Raw genomic sequence first — 20,378 nt, 5'->3', positions numbered from 1 at the left:
CCGCACATCGCGACACCACTGGATGACCAAGGAGGATCTGTGACACCCAACCCCGGAAGCCCAGACCGGCCGGAGGCCGACCGACCGCATACCCCCGAACGGGGCGAAAGGCCACGTCTCAGGAGCAGGCGCGTTACGCCCGTGGCCGCCGCGTCGGCTGCAGTGCTGATCGCCGGGGCCATCACCGCCACGGTCTTGGCCGTCGACACTTCGAGACCGCTCGGAGCGCGCCACGAACGAACCGGACATGGGTACGGCCAGGCGCAGTTGCAGCGTGACGTGGACGCCGTACGCGCGACCGGCGTGGTGGGGGTGCTCGCCGAGGCACGTTCACCGGATCGCCTGCTCGCCCGCAGCGGGGTCGCCGACCTGACGACGCGTACGCCCGTGCCGTCGGATGCCCATTTCCGAATCGGCAGCGCCACGAAGACGTTCACCGCCACTGTGGTACTGCGACTGGCCGGCGAGGGAAGATTGTCGCTCGACGACACCGTGGACAAGTGGCTGCCGGGCGTCGTCCACGGCCACGGCAACGACGGCCGCAAGGTCACCATCAGACAGCTTCTCCAGCACACCAGCGGCCTGTACAACTACCTGACCAAGCCGGCCACGACCCCGCGGGAATGGGAGAAGGGGCGCCTGCGGACCTGGCGGCCGGACCAGCTCGTCGCACTGGCCATGCGTCACCGGCCCCTCTTCGCGGCTGGGAAGGGCTGGAGCTACTCGAACACGAACTACGTCCTCGCTGGAATGATCATCCATCGGGTCACCGGCCGCACCTGGCAGGAAGAGGTCCGGCGGCGCATCCTCGCTCCCCTGCGCCTCACCCAGACCAGCACGCCGGGCACCGAGCCGTACGTGCCCGAGCCGCACGCCGAGGCGTACCAGAGGTTCGCGCCGGGGGGTCCGCTCACGGACGTGACCATTCAGAACCAAACGCTGGGCGACGCCGCCGGTGCCATGATCAGCACAACGGATGACCTAGGTCGCTTCTTCCGCGCGCTCGTGAGCGGCCGGTTGCTCGCCCCGGCCCAACTGGCCGAGATGCAAAAGACCGTCCCGGCCGAGGAACTGCGGATGATGGGCAGCCCTGGAGCCCGGTACGGCCTGGGCCTGGTGTACCAGCCGCTCTCCTGCGGCGGCGGTTACTGGAGCCACGGCGGCGACGACAACGGCTACCGGACACGGCTGGGCGTCACCGCCGACAGCCGCCGCAGCGTGGTGGTCTCGGTGACCTCCCGGTCGCCCGGCGATCTGAAGGCTGAACAGCGCACCGGACGCGCGCTGGGCACGCTGGTCGACCACGCCCTGTGCGCCAGGTGAAGCCGGCCCGTGAAGGACGAGGACCTCTTTCGTCGCAGCCGATGCCGATCGACAGCACCGTCCGTCACCACCAGTCACCAGAACTACGCAGAGCTACTCTTCATCTGGTCGCACGGACCCGAGCAGAGGGCCAAATGGGCGCGACCGCAAGGCCTTCCCATCGATGAGCCGACCGCCGACCACGCCCACGACGTTGAGGAAGGACGGGCGCTCGTCGCCGCGCTCCACAGCCGCCGCCACCGCGGACGTCCGCGCAGGAGCTGAGCCGGTCGTCCGCGGCGGTGCGGGCGCGCCGACAGCCAATCAACCGTGGGGGCGGAATCGGACGACTACGCCCCCTCGCTCGATCCAATCAGAACCCAGCGCCCGACCTGCCGGAACTGGGCGCCGATCCAATCAGATCCGATCCCCACTTCCGCCCCTCCTTTTCGCCCCCTAAAGTGGCCACCAGAGCCCGCTGCACACCTCCCGGGCCACCTGCGGGGGAGGACCTGATCGGGCATGGCCGACCGCGTCTACCTGCGACACTCCACCGACAAGCAGACCGACGCCCGCCAGCGGCACGCCCTGGCCGCGCTGATCGCCTCCGGCGCCCCCGTCTACGACGACCCCGCCACCTCCAGCCGCCAGCTCTCCCTGGACCGGACGGGGTTCACCAAGCTGCTGCACGAGGCCGCAGTCGGCGACACCATCCGCATCGCCGACGCCGCCCGCCTGTTCCGCTCGGTCGCCGACATCCTCGCCCTGCGCCCCGTGCTGATCCGCCGCGGCCTGCACCTGCGGGTGGAGTCGGGGCTGCTGTCGGGGATCGACCTGGCCGCTGACGATCCCGGCACCAAGATGATGGTCAAACGTGCTGGCCTCGGTGCTGGAGTTCCAGCGCGACATGATCAGCGAGAACACCCGCCAGGGCGTCGCCGCCGCCGAGGCCTCCGGCAAGACCCTCGGCCGCCCAACCGCGCTTGCCCCGGACAAGGCCGCCGAGATCGTCACCGCCTACTCTCAAGGCGCCACCGTCAAGGCCCTGGCCCGCGAGCATCACGTCGCGCCCAAGACCATCCGCCGCGTCCTGGACGCCGCCCACGCCCGCCAACTCCCCGACCAGCTCGACGCGCTCCCCGTTCCCGAGGGGCCGTCCGGCCCTGCCGCGGACACGCCCGTGACGCTCGACCTGCCCGGCCTGCTCGCCGACCACCTGCGGGCCGTCGGCGACGACACCATCCGCCAGGCGCTCATCTGGGGGCGGATCATCCGCCGCGGGCAAGGGCTACTCCATCCGTCTCACCATGCCGCTCGAACTCCACCACGCCGCGCTGCAACAGAGCGCAGCCCTCGCCGCCGAGGGCGCCGGGCCGGCCGAACGCAAGGCCTACCGGGTGTACGCCACCCGCATCACAGCTGCTCAACAGCAGAGGACGCCCGGCAACTAACCACGCCGCCCCGCCGGGCTCACCAGCCCTTGGCCGTACTGATCCGCTACCGCAGGCTCGTTTGGGGCTCATGACACGGTTCTTACCGGCGCCCCCATCTGAACCTGTACGGCAGGTTCGAGCTGGACATGAGCAAACAGCTCGACCTCGGGCCGGGGCCGAGCGCCGGGTGACCGGCGGCGGCCGGTTGGAGTTCACGCTCAGCGGGTAGTGCGGCCCAGCTCGACCCGTACAGGCAGGGGGCAGACGCTGCGCCGGCTCGGTCATTCGGTGCTGCAGCATCTGGCCCAAGCCGGGCCGGCCTGCGCCGGAGCCCCAAGCCAAGAGTCGGCGCCGGCACCCGGCCGGCGTCGGCCCCTACTTCCGCCTCGGCGTGGAGACCTCCGACCGCGGTCATGCTTGGAGAGCCGTCGTCTTGCTGGAAAATTCCCGTGGTGAGGTCTGCGCCCCCTACCGCAGATCGGTCGGCGGGTCAGACAGCCGGTGCCATCCGGGTGTGTCCGTGTGCCTCCTCGGCGAGGTCGTGCCAGTCGGCCCAGGTGTTGAGCCGGTCGGCGTACACCTGCGGAACGATCTGGTTGCCCTGGGCGCCGAAGAACACCCGCAGTGGCGGGTTGCCGGAGTCGGCCACCTTGAGCAGCGCCCGGCCTGCCGCGGCCGGGTCACCGACATCTAGCGTCTTGGCGAAGTCGGCGAAACTCTCGCGCAGACCGTCATACAGCGGGTTGGCGTCGGCGTGGACGCCGCCGGCGGCCCCTTCGGTCGCGTAGGAGCCGGGCTCGACCAAGGTCACCTTGATGCCGAAGTCGGCGACCTCCTGAGCGAGGGTTTCACTCAGGCCTTCCAGCGCCCACTTGGAGGCGACATAGCCGCCGCCGAGTGGGAACACGGTGAGGCCGCCGACCGACGAGATCTGGATGATGTGCCCGCTGCCCTGGTCCCGCAGGTAGGGCAGCGCGGCCTGAACGACCCACAGCGGGCCGAAGAGGTTGGTCTCGAGCTGGTCGCGCAACTGCTGCTCGGTCAGTTCCTCCACCGCGCCGGACAGTCCGTAGCCGGCGTTGTTCACGATGACGTCCAGGCGGCCGAAGTGCTCCCTGGCGCGCTTCACGCTGTCGAAGACCGCGGCCCTTCTGGTCACGTCCAGCTCAAGCGGAAGCACCGCATGGCCGTACGCGGCGGCCAAGTCATCGAGGCGCGCGGTGTTGCGGGCGGTAGCGGCGACCTTGTCGCCGCGAGATAGGGCGGCCTCGACGAAACTGCGGCCCAGGCCGCGGGACGAACCGGTGATGAACCAAACCTTGCTCATGTTGTCTTCCGTTCTTTCGGTGGTGAATGTCAGTGACGTCTAGCGGACCTGCCCGCCGAGCCAGTCCTGGAAGGTGAGCAAGCCAGGAAAGTCCTTGCGCAGCTGGGCGAGGTCGGCCTGGTAGCCGCTCTCGGCAAACCATTCGAACAGCCTTTCCTCGATCGGCAGGGGGACGAGGCGCGTTGGCACTGCGGTGACCTTCTCGTAGATTCCGGCCACCTCGGCGAAGGTCAGCTCGTCGCCGGCGATCTCGAGTTCCACGCCCAGGTAGTCGTCCCGGTGGTCGATGACGTGCGCGGCGATTCGGCCGATGTCGTCGGTGGCGATCAGCTGCATCGGCCGGTCGGGGAGCACCGGGAGCTCCATCAGCCGTTCCCCTTCGACACCGGCGTAGTGCAGCAGGTTGTCCATGAAGAACACCGGCCGCAGGATCGTCGCGGGCAACCCCAGAGCGCGGATGTACGCCTCGATCGCCGCCTTGCTCTCGAAGTGCTCGATCCCGGTGTGCCGCTCGGCTCCGCCGACTGAGCTGTAGACCAGGTGCCCGACCTCGACGTCCAGTGCGACGTCGGCGACGCGCATGCCCTGCCGTACCTCGGCCTTGAGGGTTTCCGGCTCGTACGCCAGTGCCTGCATGCTGAACACGGCGTCCACGCCTCGCATGGCCCGCTCCAGGGATGCGGGATCCTCCAGGTCGCCGGCCACGAGCTCGGCACCGGTCAGCCGGCCGGCGGCCGGGCTCTTCGGATCGCGGGCCAGGGCACGGACGCGCCAGCCGCGGCTCAACAGGTGACGCGCGGTGGCGCCGCCCTGCCGGCCGGTGGCGCCGATGACCAGGGCCACGCTCATGACGTCACCACCGGGGTGGTCTGGGCCAGCGCGATCCGCCAGGTGCCGTCGTCTTTGACCAGCACGAATGTCAGCGCTCCTGTGCGGCCGTCGTTGACGTGCTTGATCAGGTTGGCCAGCGCCACGTCCGGTCGCAGGAACGTGACGTCGAGCAGCTCGTTCTTGGTCAGCACGTCCTTGAGCGGGGTGCGCAGCGCCTTGGCCATGACCTGCCTGACCTGGCCGCGGCCGCGCAGCCGGATCCCGGTGAAATTGACCAGGGACACCTCCTCGGTCAGCAGCCCGGTGAAACCGGCCACGTCGCTCTGCAGCTCTTCGGCGTCGCGGACGACCTGCTCGATCGCCTCGATATCGGGATTCATGTCGCATTCTCCAGTTCGCGGAGTGATTCGCTCCGCATTGAGACTATGCCGGAGCGAATCGCTCCGCAACTGGTAGGATGTGTGGCGATGACCACACGCAAAGACATCGCAGAACGCAACGACCGCACGTTGCTCCAGGCCGCCCGCGACGTTCTCGCCGAAGACGGCGCCCACGCCTCCGTCGCCGCCATCGCGGCCCGGGCTGGGGTCGGCATCGGCAGCCTCTACCGGCGCTACAAGACCAAGGAAGAGCTGTTCCAGCGGCTCAGCCTGCTCTCCCTCGACCACTGGAACGAGGCGGCCGAGCAGGGCTTGGCCGATCCCGACCCGTGGGCAGGACTGGCGGCGTTCATCTACGGCTGTGTCGCGTTCGGGCAGGGCTCGCTGGCGCCCGTCGCCGGCACCATTGAGGTGACCCAGGAGATGAGAGCCAAAGCCCGCCGCGGCGACGAACTGCTCGACGAGCTGGTACGGCGAGCGCACCAGGCCGACGTACTCCGCAGGGACGTGGCCGCGGTCGACATCTCGCTGCTCATCGAGCAGTTCGGCCGTTCCCCGGTGATCGATCAGCTTCGCAAGCAGGGCAGGGGCGATCTGCTGCCCGCCGCCGCCGAGGCGCGCCGACGGCTGATCGCGATAGCGCTCGACGGGTTGCGGCCGGGACATGGCCCGTTGCCCGGTTCCCCGCCGGGCGAGGAGCTCTTCACCGGCCGCTGGTCGAGCGAGTAGATGAACCCGATACCCGGCCTGGCACCTCCGCCTGGCCCCTGAGTAGCCAAGGTCTACGAGGCGTCCACCGCGCCCCGAGCTCGGTGGCCCGGCCCGGATGGTGGCGCCTTCGCTGACCGACATCCGGTCCCATCTTCCGCCTACGGAGCCACCCGGATAACCAAAACCCTGTCCCCGCGCCCCGATCACGCCCTGTCTGAAGTCTTCTTCGGCTGGCGGGGCACGGTGTCGCCCTTCAGGTGCCCGTACACCGTCGAGCGTGGCACTCCGAACAAGTCCGCGATCTGCTGGACGGTCTTGTCCCGCGTGTCGTACAGCTGCTGGGCGAGGGCGGCCTGGTCGGCCGTGAGCTTGGGCCGGCGTCCGCCGACCCGGCCGCGGGCACGGGCGGAGGCCAGGCCGTCCATCGTGTTGGCCACGATCAACTCGCGCTGCAGCTCGGCCAGGACCGACAGCATGCCAAACATCGCGCGGCCCTCCATCGTGCCGGTGTCGATGCCCTGCTCGATCACGTGCAGGCCCACCCCGCGTTCGCGCAGGTCCGCCCCGAGGGTGACCACCTGCCGTCACCGAACCGTCGTCAACCCCGCCGGGGTTACCGCCAAAATCCGGTCCGATCCTCCTCGCGGGCCGGATGGTCCTCGAACTCGTCAAGGCGCGGGGCGGCATCAACCGGATGGCGGATCGGCGGGCCCGCCAGGACGCGGCCGCCCTGTCGACGGCCGAGTTGGTCAGCGCGATCGGTGACAACGCGGACCATCCCTGGAAACCACCGGTCGGCGGCATCACGGCCGCCCTGGGCCACGATGTGGTCCACGGCCTGGACATCACCGTCGCTCTCGGCGTCGACCGCCGCGGCCCGGAAGACCGCGTGCGCCTCCTCCTGGAGCACGTGACTCCACGGACCCTCAGATTCTTCGGAGCCGATGTCGACGGCGTCGAACTGCGCGCCGACGACCTCGACTGGTCTCTCGGCGCCGGCGCACCCCTGACCGGCAGCGCCCAGGACCTCCTGCTGGTCGCCTACGGCCGCAAGCTCCCACACGGCGCGGCACGGGATCGATACATCGCCGCGTGATCCGCCGTGCCCGGACTCGGCGGATCAGATACCGACGTCGCCTCCGCCGAACCGGGTCCGCGGCGCCGCGGTTCGAGGCCGCCTACGAGTGGGACGCGGGGCCGAGCAGAGCCTTGATCTCGCCGAAGAAGGCCGGGCCCGGAGTGACCTGGAAGGGACGCAGATCGAACAGGACGCTCTTGGGCCCGTGGCGGTGCAGGAGCAGGTGGACGGGTGTGCGCCCGGGGTGGGTGGCGAGGGTCTGCTTGAGTTCTCGGACGAGTTGGAGGTTCAGCCGGTCCTCGTGGACGTGGATGACGACGGGCGGCCCGTTCTCCGCCTGGGAGAGGTCGAGGGTGGTGATGTCCTCGGCGTAGACGCTGAGCGTCTCGTCGCGGACGTTGGTCCGGCCGCGCACGGAGATCACGCGGTCTTCGGTCAGGGTCTGGCCGTAGAGGGTGTAGGTCTTGGGGAAGACGAGGCATTCCACGGCGGCGTCGTGGTCTTCGAGGGTGACGACCGCCCACGGGCTGCCCTGCTTGGTGACCTTGCGTTGCAGGCCGGAGATGATCCCGGCGACCCGGACCGGCGCGTCGGCGCGAGAGGAGGCCAGCAGGTCGGCGATCGTGGTGTCGCGGTTGGCCTCCAGGACCGGTTCGGCGCCGTCAAGGGGATGGGACGAGACGTACAGGCCGAGCATCTCGCGTTCGAAGGCCAGCAGGGTGCCGGTGTCCCATTCCTGCTCGGGGACCTCGACCGTCAGGGGCTCGGCGGCTTCGGAGGACGCGCCGAAGAGGGAGTCCTGGCCGCGGGCGGCGTTGCGCTTGAGGTCGATGACCGCGTCGACGGCCTGCTCGTGGACCATGACCAGACCCTTGCGGCGCTGGCCGAGGCCGTCGAAGGCGCCGGCCTTGGCCAGCGACTCGATGACGCGTTTGTTGCAGACGCTCTGCGGGACCTTGGCCAGGAAGTCGTTGAAGCCGGTGTAGTGACCGTCGTTCCGGCGGGTGCCGACGATGGCGTCGACGACGCCCGCGCCGACGTTGCGGATCGCGCCCAGGCCGAAGCGGATGTCGTGCCCGACGGCGGTGAAGTCCAGTTCGCTCTGGTTGACGTCGGGCGGCAGCACCTTGATGCCCAGGCGGCGGCAGTCGGCCAGGTACACCGCCATCTTGTCCTTGTCGTCGCCGACCGAGGTGAGGAGGGCGGCGAGGTACTCGGCGGGGTGGTTGGCCTTGAGGTAGGCCGTCCAGTACGAGACGACGCCGTATCCGGCGGTGTGGGATTTGTTGAAGCCGTATCCGGAGAAGGGGACCAGCACGTCCCAGACGGCTTTGACCGCCTCGTCGGAGAAGCCGCGTTCCCGCATTCCGGCGGAGAACTTGCCCCACTCGGCGTCCAGGACGTCCTTCTTCTTCTTGCCCATCGCGCGGCGCAGCATGTCGGCGCCGCCGAGGGAGTACCCGGCCAGTCGCTGGGCGATCGCCATGACCTGTTCCTGGAAGACCACCAGGTGGTAGGTGTCGCCCAGGATGGGTTCGAGCGCGTCCTCGAGTTCGGGGTGGATCGGTTCGACCTTCTGCCTGCCGGTCTTGCGCAGGGCGTAGTTGGTGTGGGCGTTCATCTCCATCGGGCCGGGCCGGTACAGGGCGGAGACCGCGGCGATGTCGGTGAACTCGGTGGGGCGCATCAGCCGCAGCAGGGTCCGCATTCCGCCGCCGTCGAGCTGGAAGACCCCGAGCGTGTCGCCGCGGGCGAGCAGCTCGTAGGTTCGGGTGTCGTCGAGCGGCACTTTGAGGATGTCGATGTCGACGCCCTTGTTGGCTTTGACGCCGGCGATCGCGTCGTTGATGACGGTGAGATTGCGCAATCCGAGGAAGTCCATCTTCAGCAGGCCCATCTCCTCGGCCTGGGTGAAGGGGAACCCGGAGAGGACCGGACCGTCCTGCTTGGGTTTGACCAGGGGCAGCACGTCGATCAGCGGCTCGGACGACAGGATCACCCCGGCGGCGTGGACGCCGGTTCCGCGGGTCAGGCCCTCGACGCCCATGGCGGTGTCGATGACCCGTTTGACGTCGGGTTCCCCGGTGTACATCTTCCGCAGTTCGGTGGCCTCACCGTGGCGGGGGTGGGCGGGGTCGTGGACGGCGGCCAGGGGGATCTCCCTGCCGCCGGCGGCGGCCGGGAACGCCTTGGTGACGCGGTCGCCGAGCGCGTAGGGGTAGCCCAGTACCCGGCAGGCGTCCTTCACCGCGGCCTTGGCCTTGATCGTGCCGAACGTGACGATCTGGCACACCCGGTCGCCGCCGTACTTCGCGGTGACGTAATCGATCATCTCGTCGCGGCGGCGGTCGTCCAGGTCGAGGTCGACGTCGGGCATCGTGACGCGTTCGGGGTTGAGGAACCGCTCGAAGATCAGCCCGTGCTCGATCGGGTCCAGCTCGGTGATCCCCGTGCAGTACGCCACCATCGACCCGGTCGCCGACCCGCGGCCCGGTCCGAGGCCGATCCCGCTGGCGCGGGCGTGCCGGCAGATGTCGGCGACGACCAGGAAGTACCCGGGGAACCCCATCCCGTCGATCACCGACAGCTCGTAGTCGATGCGGTCCAGGACGTCCCGCGGCGGGTCGCCGCCGTAGCGGCGCCGGGCTCCGGCCAGGGTCTCCTTGCGCAGCCAGGACGATTCGCTCTCCCCGCCGGGGACGGGGAACTCGGGCATGAGGTCGCGGTGGGCGAAGACTTCCGCGTAGTCGCCGACGCGTTCGGCGATCAGCAGCGTGTTGTCGCACGCCCCGGGGACCTCGCCGTCCCACTGCGCCCGCATGTCCGCGGCGCGCTTGAGGAAGTAGCCCGACCCGGAGAACCGGAACCGGTTCTGGTCGGCGAGCTGCTTGCCAGTGCCGATGCACAGCAGCGCGTCGTGCGCCGCGGCCTGGTCCTCGGTCACGTAGTGCGAGTCGTTGGTGGCCAGGGGCGGCAGGCCGAGTCGCCGGCCGAGCCTCAGCAGGTCGTCGCGGACGCGCCGCTCGATAGCCAGGCCGTGGTCCATCAGCTCCAGGAAGTAGTCGTCCTTGCCGAAGATGTCCTGGTAGCGCGCGGCGGCCTCGACGGCCTGCTCGTACTGGCCCAGGCGGAGCCGGGTCTGCACCGCGCCGGACGGGCAGCCGGTCGTGGCGATGATGCCCGCACCGTGCTCGGCGAGCAGCTCGTCGTCCATCCGCGGGTACTTCTGGACGTGGCCTTCCAGCCACGCCCGCGACTGGAGCCGGAACAGGTTCCGCAGCCCGCCGGCGTCGGCCGCCCACATCGTCATGTGCGTGTACAGGCCGCGGCCCGACACGTCGCCGCCCTCCCCGGTCTCGTCGTCGGACCGGCGCAGCGCGCGGTCCTCGCTCCAGTACACCGCCTGCCTGTGGAACCGCGACGCCGGCGCGACGTAGGCCTCGGTGCCGATGATCGGTTTCACGCCGGCCTGGGCCGCCGCGTGGAAGAACTCGTAGGCCCCGTGCACGTTGCCGTGGTCGCTCATCGCCACCGCGGGCATCCGCTGCCGGGCGGCCTCGTCCATCAACGGGGCGATCTTGGCCGCGCCGTCCAGCATGCTGTACTCGGTGTGCACATGGAGGTGCACGAACGACCGCACGACGACCACGCCCTCCGGTTGTAGGTTCATTCGCGAACCCGAGCATTCGACTGGAGGGAGAGCGGCGGTGTCCAACAACCAACACGCCGCATCGTCACAATCGTCGGTTGTGCATGCAGGTGCGGCGGATCTGGACCTGGGCGCGGTGCGGGCCTTCGTCGCCATCACCGAGGACCGCTATTTCAGTGAGGCCGCGGCCAGGCTGGGCATCAGCCAGCAGGCCATCTCCAAACGCATCGCCAGCCTCGAAGCCGCGACCGGTGTGAGACTGTTCGACCGCGCGCGCACCGGCGCCGAGCTCACCGAGGACGGCCGGATCTTCCTGTCACATGCGCGCGCGCTGGTCGGCACCGCCGACCAGGCGCTGGCGACGCTGCGCGGCCGGCGCCGCGCGCTCCGGATCGATGTGCTGGACACCCGCACGGCCGCCATCGACCAGGTCCGCTCGTTCTACGACACCCGCGCGGACGTGGACATCGAGATCATCACCTCCAACGGGCTCCGGTCCGCGCGCGGCGCGCTCACCCGCGGATCCGTGGACGCGGCCTTCTGCCGGGTCACCGGAGCCCCGGAAGACGGACTGGTGCGCCTGTCGGCGTATTTGGAACCGGCGCATCTTCTGGTCGGCCGCGACCACCCGCTGGCCGGCCTGCGGCAAGTGGGAATGGCGCAGCTCTCCGGAGCCACTGTCTGGATGCCCGGCAACGCCGAGGGAAGCGAATGGGCCGAATACCACCGTTTCCTCGGCGGCGCGTTCGGCATCCGGATCGACACCGCCGGGCCCGACTTCGGCTACGAGCATTTCGTGAGGGAGGTCGGCGGCGGCGCGCGGGCGAGCATCATCGGCGAGGGGTCGCGGATCCCGTGGCACCCGGATACCGTCCGGATCCCCCTGGTCGACCCGACCCCGGTCTACCCGTGGTCCCTGCTCTACCCTCGCGCCGGCCGGCATCCGGCGTTGGACCTTCTCGTCCGCCACGTCCAGGCCAGTTATCGGCCCTTCGACCCGGACCGCCAGTGGCTTCCCGCCGCCGACCGTCACCTCTTCACAAACCCCGAGAACTCCTGAGGCTCAAGCCCCTCCGGCGACCGCGCAGGAATTGGGGACAGCCCCTGAGCGCGCCTGCCATCTCGCCGCATATATATATGCGGGACGGCCCCAGGAAACTGCCCTGCCGTGTTCCCGATCCGGGACGGGCGTGTTCGCATTCGTCGCCGGTCGCTCGGGCGGGATCAGTCGGCGGGCTCGCCGAACCAGCGGGAGAGGTGGACGTCCAGGTCCCGCTGGTCGTCGCCGATCCAGGCGATGTGGCCGTCGGGGCGCAGCAGGACGCACGGGGCGTCCACTGCCGCGGCGGGGTCCGCGACGTGATCGACCCGGTCCGACCAGCCGCCGGCGGTCAGCCGTTCGGTGCGGTCCAGCAGCAGGCCGCGGCCGTGACGCAGCAGGTCGTAGAGGCGTCCCTGGCCCACGTCGAGGTCGCGCAGGCGGCGGCCGAGCAGGTCGGGGCCTTCGCCGAAGTCGTAGCGGACGCCGATCGCGGTGATCTTCTCGATCAGGTGGCGGTTCACCTCGTCGATGTCCATCAGTTCGGTGAGCAGCCTGCGCACGGCCTGCGGGCCGGGTTCGGCGGACGACAGTTCCGTCTGGGCGCGGGTGTTGTCCAGCACGTCCTCGGCGACCGGACGGCGTTCGGCCTGGTAGGTGTCCAGCAGTGTTCCCGGCGCCCAGCCGCGGATCTGCGCGGCCAGTTTCCAGCCGAGGTTGAACGCGTCCTGGACGCCGAGGTTGAGGCCCTGCCCGCCGATGGGCGGGTGGATGTGCGCCGAGTCGCCGGCCAGCAGCACCCGCCCGACCCGGTAGCGCTCGGCCAGCCGGGTGGCATCGCCGAAGCGGGAAAGCCAGCGCGGGGAGTGCACGCCGAAATCGGTCCCGGCGCTGGCGCGCAACTGCTGTCTGAAGTCGTCGAGGGTGGGCGGTTCCGCGCGATCGCCGACTCCGGCGGCGGGGACGACGACGCTGTAGGCCCTTTCGCCGAAGGGCCTGAGCCAGAACCGCTTGGTGGTCTCGCTGATCTCGGCGACCTTGGCGGCGATCTCCTCCTGCGGCACGCCCACTTCCATCTCGCCCATCAGCGTCTCGTTCCGCGAGGGCTCGCCGGGGAAGCCGACGCCGAGCAGTTTGCGCACCGTGCTGCGAGCGCCGTCGCAGCCGACGAGATAGCGGGAACGCAGCTTTTCTCCGCCGGCCAGTTCGACGGTCACCCCCTCGTCGTCCTGCTCGAGACCGGTCACCGCGCAACCGCGCCGGATGTGCGCACCCAGCCGGGTCGCGTGCTCTTCGAGCAGGCGCTCGATGACCGGCTGCGGGATGCCCAGCAGATAGGCGTGCGCGGAGTCCAGGTCCGGGGGCGCGGGCTTGTCGATGGCGGCGAAGAATCCGCCGGCCGGGCGCCGTCTTCCGTGTTCGCGGACGCGGTCCAGCAGTCCGCGCATCGCCATCAGCTCCAGACTGCGGATGTGCAGACCGACGATGCGGACGAACGACACGGGCTCGGTCTCCTTCTCCACGACGAGTACCCGCACCCCGTGCAGCCGCAGTTCGGCGGCCAGCGTCGCGCCGGTCGGCCCGCACCCGGCGATGATGACGTCGAACATGAGGGGCGGGTGATCGGCGCCGGAGGTCTGCGGCCGGAGTCCGGGGGCGTCGCTCACGGTGAAGTCGCGCTCGACCGTGCCGTCCGACGACGGCTCGGCGGTGAACTGGGATGAGTCCATTGGTGTTGCCTTTCGGGAGTGCCCTGCGGCGGCGCTCCCGGCGACACCTACGTCAATCGCCGGCCGTGACGGAAAGGGGGAGCACCCACGTCGATACTGCGTTCATGGGTCTCACCTCCTCGGACTGTGTCGCGGCCGACCGCAAGCTACAAGCCCGCGCATCACCCCGTCCACTCCTTTTCCGGCCGCGTGACCGCGGCTCTGAACGGGCCGGGCGCGCCGCGCCGCGGGGGCGTCCTGCTTCCCGGTTGATAATCTCAATGTTGAGATTGTCGGGAGGGGCGAATGGCCGACGCGGTGGACGCGATCCTGGCGCAGTGGGGGCGGGAGCGGCCCGACGTGGACGTGTCCGCGATGGGCGTCGTCGGGCGGATCTCCCGGGCGCAGCTGCTGCTGGGCCGGGAGCTGAAGGGCTTCTTCGCCGAGCGGGGTCTGGAGAGCTGGGAGTTCGACGTCCTGGCGACGCTGCGCCGGCACGGCGCCCCCTACGAGCTGACGGCGGGGGAGCTGCTGCGGGCGGCGATGGTGACGTCGGGGGCGATCACCAACCGGATCGACCGGATGGAGGCCAAGGGCCTCGTCGAGCGGGTCCGGGACGCCGGCGACCGCCGGTCGGTGCGGATCCGGCTCACGCCCGCCGGCCTGCGGACCGTGGACGACCTGCTCGGCCTGCACGCCGCCAACGAGGACCGGCTGCTGGCCGCGCTGGACCCGGCCGGGCGGGAGCGGCTGGCGGAGGCGCTGCGCACGCTGCTGGAGTCGCTCGGCGACACCTCCCTCTCCTAGAGCCTCCAGCCCTCTCCTAGGGCGGGAAGCCGCGGACGGCGCGGGCGGCGCGCCCGGCGATGGCGGCCAGGTGCGGGGCGAGTGCGGGCGGGTCGAGCAGCGTGTAGTCGACGGGCAGCAGGGCGACGCGGTGGGCCAGGAACCGCAGCGAGTCCGAGCGGGTGTGCAGCAGGCAGGCGCGGTCGCCGGCCGGCTCCAGGACGCCCTGCCAGGCGGTGACGTGCTCGGCGGCCTCGGCGGCGGGGACGTGCAGCAGCAGCCGCGCCCGGATCGTCCCGGACCCGCCGGCGAGGGCGTCCATCGTCCAGGAGACGGCGTCGGCGCCGCCGGGCAGTTCGCGTTCGGGGCCGCGCACGCCGGTGCGGTGCGGGCCGGTGATCCGGTCGGCGCGGAAGGTGCGCCAGGCGGCGCGGTCCTCGTCGTGGGCGACCAGGTACCAGCGGCGTCCGGCGGCGACGAGCCGGTGCGGCTGCGCCAGCCGCCGGTCCCGCCGGCCGCCGGCGGCGGTGTAGGTGAAGCGGACGTGCTCGCGGGTGACGCAGGCGGCGGCGAGCAGGGCCAGGACGGCGGGGTCGGCGGGGGGCGGGGCGCCGTCCTGCGGCGGGAGCGACACGGCGGCCTCGGTGAGCGCGGCGACGCGGTGCCGCAGCCGGTGGGGGAGGACCTGCTCGAGTTTGGCGAGGGCGCGCAGCGAGGCGTCCTCGACGCCGGTGACGGCGCCGGCGGCGGCGGTGCGCAGGCCGATGGCGATGGCGGTGGCCTCGTCGTCGTCCAACAGGAGCGGCGGCATCGCGGTGCCGGCGGTGAGCCGGTAGCCGCCGGTACCGCCGCGGGCGGCGTGCACGGGGTAGCCGAGCTCGCGGAGCCGGTCGATGTCGCGGCGGACGGTGCGGGCGGTGACGCCGAGCCGCTCGGCGAGTTGCGGGCCGGGCCATTCGCGGGAGGTCTGCAGCAGGGACAGCAGCCGAAGCAGCCGTCCGGACGGGTCGCGCATGGCCCCCATCCTGCCGTCCCTTGAGGACGTTGAGTGACCTAATGGCGGTCTAGCGTCGACGACGAGGGCCGGAGGTTCCGGGTCTCGCGAACGGAGGGACGCCATGCTGCGCGGATTCGCCACCATCAGCCTGTGGGCCGACGACCTGGAGGCCGCCAAGGACTGGTACGCCGAACTGCTGGGCGTCCGCCCGTACTTCAGCGTCCCGGGCCCGGACGGCCGCGCGGGCTACTACGAGTTCCGGGCCGGGGACTACGAGCACGAGCTGGGCCTGATCGACGCCCGGTTCCGCCCCGGCGGACCGGACGGCGGCGGCCCGGCCGGGGCGATCATGTACTGGCACGTGGACGACCTGGACGCCGCGGTGGAGCGGCTGCTGGCGATGGGCGCCCGCGAGCACGAGAAGATCACCGAGCGGGGCGAGGGGACGGGATTCGTGACCGCGTCGGTGGTCGACCCGTTCGGCAACGTCCTGGGCGTGATGTCCAACCCGCACTACCTGGAGGTCCTGGCCGAGGCGGCACCGCGCTGACCGCACCCGCCACCGCGCCCGCCGCCGCGCCGTGTGAGGTGCGTCTCTCAGGGGCGCGGGAATGTCACAACCGCGGCGCGCGGGTGGTTCGTATGGGCATGGGAACTTTCGTGGTCCGGCAGCGCGACACCACGTGCCACACCCTCCTGTACGCCGCGCACGACGCGTTCCGCCGGGACCTGGACCGGCTCGCGGCGGCGGTCGCGGCGGGCAAGGGCGGGGCCGCGCACGTCCGCGCCGGGTGGGACAACCTCACCGACCAGCTCCGCATGCACCACGACCTGGAGGACCGGCTGCTGTGGCCGCGCGTCGAGCGCGCGGTCGCCGGGCGCCCGGCGGAGCGGGCCGTGCTGGCGGAGATGCGCGCCGAGCACGCCCGCATCGCGCCGTTGGCCGCCCGCGTCGACGCCGCGCTCGCGGGCGGCCCGCCGCAGGACGGCGCCGCGGTCGCGGCGGTGCGGGACCTGCGGGAGGCGCTGGAGGCGCACCTGCGGCACGAGGAGGCCGCCGCGCTGCCGCTCGCGGAGGCGGCGCTGGAGGCGGGGGAGTGGCGGGCGCTGGCCGCCGACGCCGCGGGCCGCTGCGCGGCGGGCGCGCCGCTGTTCGTCCCGTGGGTCGTGGACGGGATCGCGCCCGTGGACCGCAGCAGGTTCCTGACGGCGCTGCCCGGCCCGGTCCGCGACCGCAACCGGGTGCTGTGGGAGCCCCGCTACCGCAAGCGCCGCCTGTGGAGCGCCTGACCCGCCCCGCTGCGGGCCGCGGTCACCACGGGACGGCGCGGACGCGGACGTGGTCGTCGGCCGGGTCGTAGTACGACATCAGCAACTCGGCGGGGGTGCTGATGGCGGGATGGCCGATGAGGGCGCGGCACTGGTCGAGCCCGGTCCCGCCCGAGCAGCCGACGGTGCCGTCCCCGGCCGGGCGCCAGGGGCCCTCGGGCGCCGGGGCGCGCCAGAGCCGGTACCGGCCGTCCAGACCGCGCTGCTCGATCATGACCAGGCCCTTGCCCGCGCGCGCGTAACCGGCGGCGTGGACGGCGTAGGGGGCGGCGCCGGGGACGATGCTCGCCGCCTGGAACGCGTCGCGGGTCCACCCGCCGGCCGTCCGGTACTCGTAGGCGGCGGCGTCGCGCCACGCGGCGGGGTCGGCGCGGACGCGGGCGAGGGTGACGCGGCCGCCGGCGCAGGCGCCGAACCCGTGGACGTCGCAGACGGCGGCGAACAGGTACAGGTACCCGCCCGCGAAGACGGGGGAGCCGAGGTTCTGCTGGAACGGCAGCCCGCCGGGCGCGGTGAACGGCGTCGCGCGGCCGGTGAGGACGCCGCGGCCGGGCCGGTACTCGACCATGCCGAAGCCCTGGGTGCTGATGGACGCGGCGGTCACGCACACGTCGGTGTAGGTGATCAGGAGCGTGCCGGTGCCGGGCCGGCGGGCGGCGCCCGACACCCAGGAGGCGCTGTAGGCGGTGCCGGGGTCGTGGCAGGGCCGCCCGCCGGGCAGGACGAGTCCGGGCGGCGCGCCGAGCAGCCCCTGCGGCGGCCGCGCCGCCCCGCCCAACGCCCGGCCGTCCGGGTCGGGCGCCGCGGCGGGGGAGGGCAGTTCGGTGAGGGCGGTGGGGACGCGGCCGGGGACGGCGGCCCCGGCCGCGGCGGTCGCGCCGAACCACATCCCGGGCCGGGCGCCCTTCCACACCGAGTCGCAGAACAGCCACAGGCTGCGTCCGGGCCGTCCGGGCAGCGCGACGCTGTAGCCGCAATCGCGGTCGATGCTGTTGCCGGGCGCGGCGGTCTCGTAGCGGGACAGGACGCGGGCGGGCGGCGCCGCCCCGGACGCCGCCCCCGGCCGCGGGACCGGCGCGCCGCCGCCCGCGCCCGCGAACACGCCGGCGAGCACGGCCGCCGCGGCGAAGGCGGCGCCGGCACGGGGGACACGGCGGGGCACCGGAACCTCCTCCCGGGGGCGGTGGAACACCACAGCCTGGCCCGCCGCCCGCCCGCGATCAACTCCCGGCCCCCCGGCCGGAGCGGTTCGCCCCGCCCCGGCCCCGCCCTCCGCGGCTCCCGCGGAGGGCGGGGCATGTTTGGCGGGAGCCGCGCGGGTAGGGCGCGGTACGGCCGGCGGAGCTCCTCCGGCGGGCGCGGACCGCCGGGCAGCGGGGGTCCGCGGCCGCGATGCCCGCCGCGGCGGGCCGCCGACCGGGCCGACGAAGCTCGATGGAAGGACGGATGATGAACACCCCCTCGGTGCCCGGCGACGGGCCCGGACAGCTCGGCAAGAACGCCGCCAAGGCGGGCCGCTCCGCCGGATCCGCCGGCAAGTCGGCCGGTGGGACGGCGGGGAAGGCCGCCGGAACCACGGCGGGCAAGACCGCAGGCGGCGCGGCGGGCGCAGCGCGGGAGGGCGCCGGAGCCGCCGGCGCGACCGCGCAGTCCGCCGGACGGGCCGCAGGGCAGGTCGGCGGGCAGGTCGCCGCGCTGCCCGGCCGGGCCACGGCCCTGGCCAAGCTCGTGACGCTGCGGCGCTTCCTGCGGGCCGCGCCGGTCGCGGCGGCCGCCGTCGCCGGCGTCGTCGTCGGACGTCTCACCGCCAAGAAACGCTGACCCCCCGACCAACCCGGACCACCCGGAACGCCCCCGCCCCGCGCGGGGGCGTTCCGCTCTCCCACCACCCCGGCCCGAGGGCCTTGACCTGCGCACGGCCGTCCGCCGACCGGCCACCGACCATCGCGTGACCGAATCCAGGTCGCCCGTTTAGAGAGATCAGCGTGGGTACACCGGGGTCGTGCAAACCCCAGAACACCCCCTACCGAGGAGATGACATGACTGGGCCGATCGCCCAGCAGACTTCGGGCAGCAACTACGTCCAGCGCGGCGGAACCGGCAGCAGCCTCGCCGACGTCGTCGACCTGATCCTGGAAAAGGGCCTGGTCATCGACCTGTACGCGCGGGTGTCGCTGGTCGGGATCGAGATCCTCACGGTGGACGTGCGGATCGTCGTCGCCAGCGTCGACACCTACCTGCGGTTCGCCGAGGCCGTGAACCGGCTCGACATCGCCCACGACGGCACCTCGCAGGGCCTCCCGCAGTTCGTGGAGGGCATGCAGGAGTCGGGCGCCAAGAAGAAGACCCGCGGCGCGCTGGAGGGCGCCGGCGAGCGGCTGAAGGAGACCTTCGGCGGCGGCGACTCCGACGATTCCGGCGAGGAGAAGCAGCCCGCGCGGCGCCGCTCGTCCCGCAAGAAGGAGGACGAGGAAGAATGAGCACGCCGCGAACCCCCGGCGGCTCCGGGCCCGGCGACCGGGTCCCGCAGTACGTGTACGGGGTCACCCGCACGGACGCCGAACTTCCCGATGACGTCACCGGCCTCGACGACGAGCCGGTGTCGCTGGTGCAGGACGGCGGCGTGTGCGCCGCGATCGTCAGCGACCTGCCCGCCGACCGCGCACTCGGCGAACGCGCGGACCTGGTGGCGCACCAGCGGGTCCTGAACGCCCTGGTGGACGCCGGCACCGTGGTGCTGCCGTTCCGGTTCGGCGCGGCGCTGGCCGACCGCGACGCCGTGGCCAAGGAACTGCTCGCCGGCAACTCCGAACGCCTCGGGCAGGTGCTGGACCGGCTGGACGGCCGCGTCGAGCTGCGCCTGAAGGCCACCTACGTCCAGAACGAGGTCCTCGGCGAGATCATGTCCGCCGAACCGGAGATCGCCGAGCTGTCCCGGCGGCTGCGCGAGGTCCCCCCCGACGCCGCCGACGCCGTCTACTACGACCGCATCCGGCTCGGCGAGCTGATCGCGCGGGCGATGGAGCGGCGCCGCGAGCACGACGGGCAGGTCCTGCTGGACGGCGCCGCCCCGGCCGCCGAGGCGTTCACCCGCAAGACGCCCGCCCGGGAGGAGGACGTCCTGGACGCCTCGTTCCTCGTCGCCGCCGACCGCCGCGACCGGTTCGAGCAGGCCGTGGAGAAGCTCGGCCAGGCGCACGGCGACCGGATCCGGATCCGCCTCATCGGGCCCCTGCCGCCCTACGACTTCGTCCCGGAGGCGTGAGGAGGATGGGACTGTTCACCGGGCTGGTCACCCTGCCGCTCGCGCCCGTCAAGGGCGTGGTCCGGCTCGCCGAGACCCTCACCGAGCAGGCCGAGGCGCAGCTGTACGACCCGGGGCGGATCGCCGCGGAGATGCAGCAGATCGCCGACGAGGTCGCCGACGGGGAGATCACCGAGGAGGAGGCCGCCGCCCGCGAGGAGGACCTCATCCGGCGGCTGAACGAGGGCCGCGACCGCGGCTACCGGCCCCGCGGGTAGCCGGGGGAGGAGGCCAGTGATGATGTCCGCGTCCGAGGCCGCCCAGCGGGCGGTCGAGCACGTCACCGCGATGACCGGCCGCAGCGCCGAGAGCATCGTGGGGATCGAGCGCGCCGGCGAGGACGGCTGGCGCGTCACGGTGGAGGTGGTGGAGACCCGCCGCATCCCCGACTCCGCCGACATCCTCGCGGCCTACGACACCGAGGTGGACGCGGACGGCGAGCTGGTCGGCTACCGCCGCGCCCGCCGCTACCCCCGCGGACGAGTGGAGAGGGACTGAGACGC

21 protein-coding genes and 1 pseudogene are annotated in these 20,378 nt (G+C 72.1%); 14 read left to right on the top strand and 8 right to left on the bottom strand.

What is annotated here, in order from left to right; all coding sequences use genetic code 11:
* The first annotated feature begins 141 nt into the window (after nt 1-141).
* From ACA511_RS29585 to ACA511_RS29575, 3 genes and pseudogenes are all read left to right on the top strand, one after another.
* Nucleotides 142-1,323 (top strand): serine hydrolase domain-containing protein, encoded by a 1,182-nt coding sequence (locus tag ACA511_RS29585; protein WP_375027921.1) that lies wholly within the window; start codon nt 142-144, stop codon nt 1,321-1,323.
* Nucleotides 1,324-1,824: 501 nt separating this feature from the next.
* A pseudogene (locus ACA511_RS29580) lies at nt 1,825-2,157 on the top strand (recombinase family protein); the annotation flags it as partial.
* A 19-nt stretch (nt 2,158-2,176) separates the two neighbouring features.
* The gene (locus ACA511_RS29575) at nt 2,177-2,827 is read left to right on the top strand and encodes a helix-turn-helix domain-containing protein (RefSeq protein WP_375027920.1); all 651 of its coding nucleotides are present in this window, start codon (nt 2,177-2,179) and stop codon (nt 2,825-2,827) included.
* 398 nt (nt 2,828-3,225) lie between these two features.
* Here the strand turns inward: ACA511_RS29575 and ACA511_RS29570 are convergent, their stop codons facing one another.
* The 3 genes from ACA511_RS29570 to ACA511_RS29560 are packed head-to-tail and all read right to left on the bottom strand — an operon-like array spanning nt 3,226 to nt 5,273.
* Nucleotides 3,226-4,062, bottom strand: a complete 837-nt coding sequence (locus tag ACA511_RS29570) for an SDR family NAD(P)-dependent oxidoreductase (RefSeq protein WP_375027919.1) — start codon at nt 4,060-4,062, stop codon at nt 3,226-3,228.
* 39 nt (nt 4,063-4,101) lie between these two features.
* Complete coding sequence (locus ACA511_RS29565; RefSeq protein ID WP_375027918.1) at nt 4,102-4,911, bottom strand: NmrA/HSCARG family protein; 810 nt, start codon at nt 4,909-4,911, stop codon at nt 4,102-4,104.
* A complete protein-coding gene (locus ACA511_RS29560) occupies nt 4,908-5,273 on the bottom strand; it encodes an SgcJ/EcaC family oxidoreductase (protein WP_375027917.1) in 366 nt (121 codons plus the stop codon). The genes ACA511_RS29565 and ACA511_RS29560 overlap by 4 nt, the downstream gene beginning before the upstream one ends.
* 87 nt (nt 5,274-5,360) lie before the next feature.
* On the opposite strand from ACA511_RS29560, the gene ACA511_RS29555 reads away from it, so the two are divergent.
* Nucleotides 5,361-6,002 (top strand): TetR/AcrR family transcriptional regulator, encoded by a 642-nt coding sequence (locus tag ACA511_RS29555; protein ID WP_375027916.1) that lies wholly within the window; start codon nt 5,361-5,363, stop codon nt 6,000-6,002.
* 185 nt (nt 6,003-6,187) lie between these two features.
* On the opposite strand, the gene ACA511_RS29550 is transcribed toward ACA511_RS29555, so the two are convergent.
* The gene (locus ACA511_RS29550) at nt 6,188-6,562 is read right to left on the bottom strand and encodes a recombinase family protein (protein ID WP_375027915.1); all 375 of its coding nucleotides are present in this window, start codon (nt 6,560-6,562) and stop codon (nt 6,188-6,190) included.
* Nucleotides 6,563-6,636: 74 nt separating this feature from the next.
* Here ACA511_RS29550 and ACA511_RS29545 point away from each other — a divergent pair, with 74 nt between their 5' ends.
* On the top strand, nt 6,637-7,080 hold the full coding sequence (locus ACA511_RS29545) for a hypothetical protein (RefSeq protein WP_375027914.1): 444 nt from the start codon (nt 6,637-6,639) through the stop codon (nt 7,078-7,080).
* Between the two features lie 82 nt (nt 7,081-7,162).
* Here ACA511_RS29545 and dnaE read toward each other — a convergent pair whose 3' ends face one another.
* Nucleotides 7,163-10,732 (bottom strand): DNA polymerase III subunit alpha, encoded by a 3,570-nt coding sequence (gene dnaE, locus ACA511_RS29540; RefSeq protein WP_375027913.1) that lies wholly within the window; start codon nt 10,730-10,732, stop codon nt 7,163-7,165.
* A gap of 37 nt (nt 10,733-10,769) precedes the next feature.
* Between dnaE and ACA511_RS29535 the strand changes: the two genes are divergently transcribed.
* The gene (locus ACA511_RS29535) at nt 10,770-11,771 is read left to right on the top strand and encodes a LysR family transcriptional regulator (RefSeq protein WP_375027912.1); all 1,002 of its coding nucleotides are present in this window, start codon (nt 10,770-10,772) and stop codon (nt 11,769-11,771) included.
* A 164-nt stretch (nt 11,772-11,935) separates the two neighbouring features.
* Here ACA511_RS29535 and rox read toward each other — a convergent pair whose 3' ends face one another.
* Nucleotides 11,936-13,360 (bottom strand): rifampin monooxygenase, encoded by a 1,425-nt coding sequence (gene rox, locus ACA511_RS29530; protein ID WP_375028083.1) that lies wholly within the window; start codon nt 13,358-13,360, stop codon nt 11,936-11,938.
* A gap of 405 nt (nt 13,361-13,765) precedes the next feature.
* On the opposite strand from rox, the gene ACA511_RS29525 reads away from it, so the two are divergent.
* Nucleotides 13,766-14,266, top strand: coding sequence for a MarR family winged helix-turn-helix transcriptional regulator (locus ACA511_RS29525; protein ID WP_375027911.1), 501 nt, complete (start codon nt 13,766-13,768; stop codon nt 14,264-14,266).
* A 16-nt stretch (nt 14,267-14,282) separates the two neighbouring features.
* Here ACA511_RS29525 and ACA511_RS29520 read toward each other — a convergent pair whose 3' ends face one another.
* On the bottom strand, nt 14,283-15,260 hold the full coding sequence (locus tag ACA511_RS29520) for a helix-turn-helix transcriptional regulator (RefSeq protein WP_375027909.1): 978 nt from the start codon (nt 15,258-15,260) through the stop codon (nt 14,283-14,285).
* Between the two features lie 103 nt (nt 15,261-15,363).
* On the opposite strand from ACA511_RS29520, the gene ACA511_RS29515 reads away from it, so the two are divergent.
* Both ACA511_RS29515 and ACA511_RS29510 read left to right on the top strand, forming a co-directional pair.
* On the top strand, nt 15,364-15,792 hold the full coding sequence (locus tag ACA511_RS29515) for a VOC family protein (RefSeq protein ID WP_375027908.1): 429 nt from the start codon (nt 15,364-15,366) through the stop codon (nt 15,790-15,792).
* A 98-nt stretch (nt 15,793-15,890) separates the two neighbouring features.
* Complete coding sequence (locus ACA511_RS29510) at nt 15,891-16,532, top strand: hemerythrin domain-containing protein (protein ID WP_375027907.1); 642 nt, start codon at nt 15,891-15,893, stop codon at nt 16,530-16,532.
* 22 nt (nt 16,533-16,554) lie between these two features.
* Here the strand turns inward: ACA511_RS29510 and ACA511_RS29505 are convergent, their stop codons facing one another.
* The gene (locus ACA511_RS29505) at nt 16,555-17,733 is read right to left on the bottom strand and encodes a hypothetical protein (protein WP_375027906.1); all 1,179 of its coding nucleotides are present in this window, start codon (nt 17,731-17,733) and stop codon (nt 16,555-16,557) included.
* A gap of 287 nt (nt 17,734-18,020) precedes the next feature.
* Between ACA511_RS29505 and ACA511_RS29500 the strand changes: the two genes are divergently transcribed.
* The 5 genes from ACA511_RS29500 (at nt 18,021) to gvpO (ending at nt 20,373) form a co-directional block, all read left to right on the top strand.
* Complete coding sequence (locus ACA511_RS29500; RefSeq protein ID WP_375027905.1) at nt 18,021-18,392, top strand: hypothetical protein; 372 nt, start codon at nt 18,021-18,023, stop codon at nt 18,390-18,392.
* 218 nt (nt 18,393-18,610) lie between these two features.
* Entirely contained in the window at nt 18,611-19,051 is a 441-nt protein-coding gene (gene gvpJ, locus ACA511_RS29495) for a gas vesicle protein GvpJ (protein WP_375027904.1), read from the top strand.
* On the top strand, nt 19,048-19,836 hold the full coding sequence (locus ACA511_RS29490; protein ID WP_375027903.1) for a GvpL/GvpF family gas vesicle protein: 789 nt from the start codon (nt 19,048-19,050) through the stop codon (nt 19,834-19,836). The genes gvpJ and ACA511_RS29490 overlap by 4 nt, the downstream gene beginning before the upstream one ends.
* A 5-nt stretch (nt 19,837-19,841) precedes the next feature.
* A complete protein-coding gene (locus ACA511_RS29485; protein WP_375027902.1) occupies nt 19,842-20,093 on the top strand; it encodes a gas vesicle protein GvpG in 252 nt (83 codons plus the stop codon).
* A gap of 16 nt (nt 20,094-20,109) precedes the next feature.
* On the top strand, nt 20,110-20,373 hold the full coding sequence (gene gvpO, locus ACA511_RS29480; RefSeq protein WP_375027901.1) for a gas vesicle protein GvpO: 264 nt from the start codon (nt 20,110-20,112) through the stop codon (nt 20,371-20,373).
* Nucleotides 20,374-20,378: the final 5 nt, after the last annotated feature.

Origin of the sequence: Actinomadura sp. GTD37 (assembly GCF_041951365.1) — a bacterium.
Lineage (GTDB): Bacteria > Actinomycetota > Actinomycetes > Streptosporangiales > Streptosporangiaceae > Spirillospora.
This window is presented reverse-complemented; position numbering and strand designations above follow the sequence as displayed.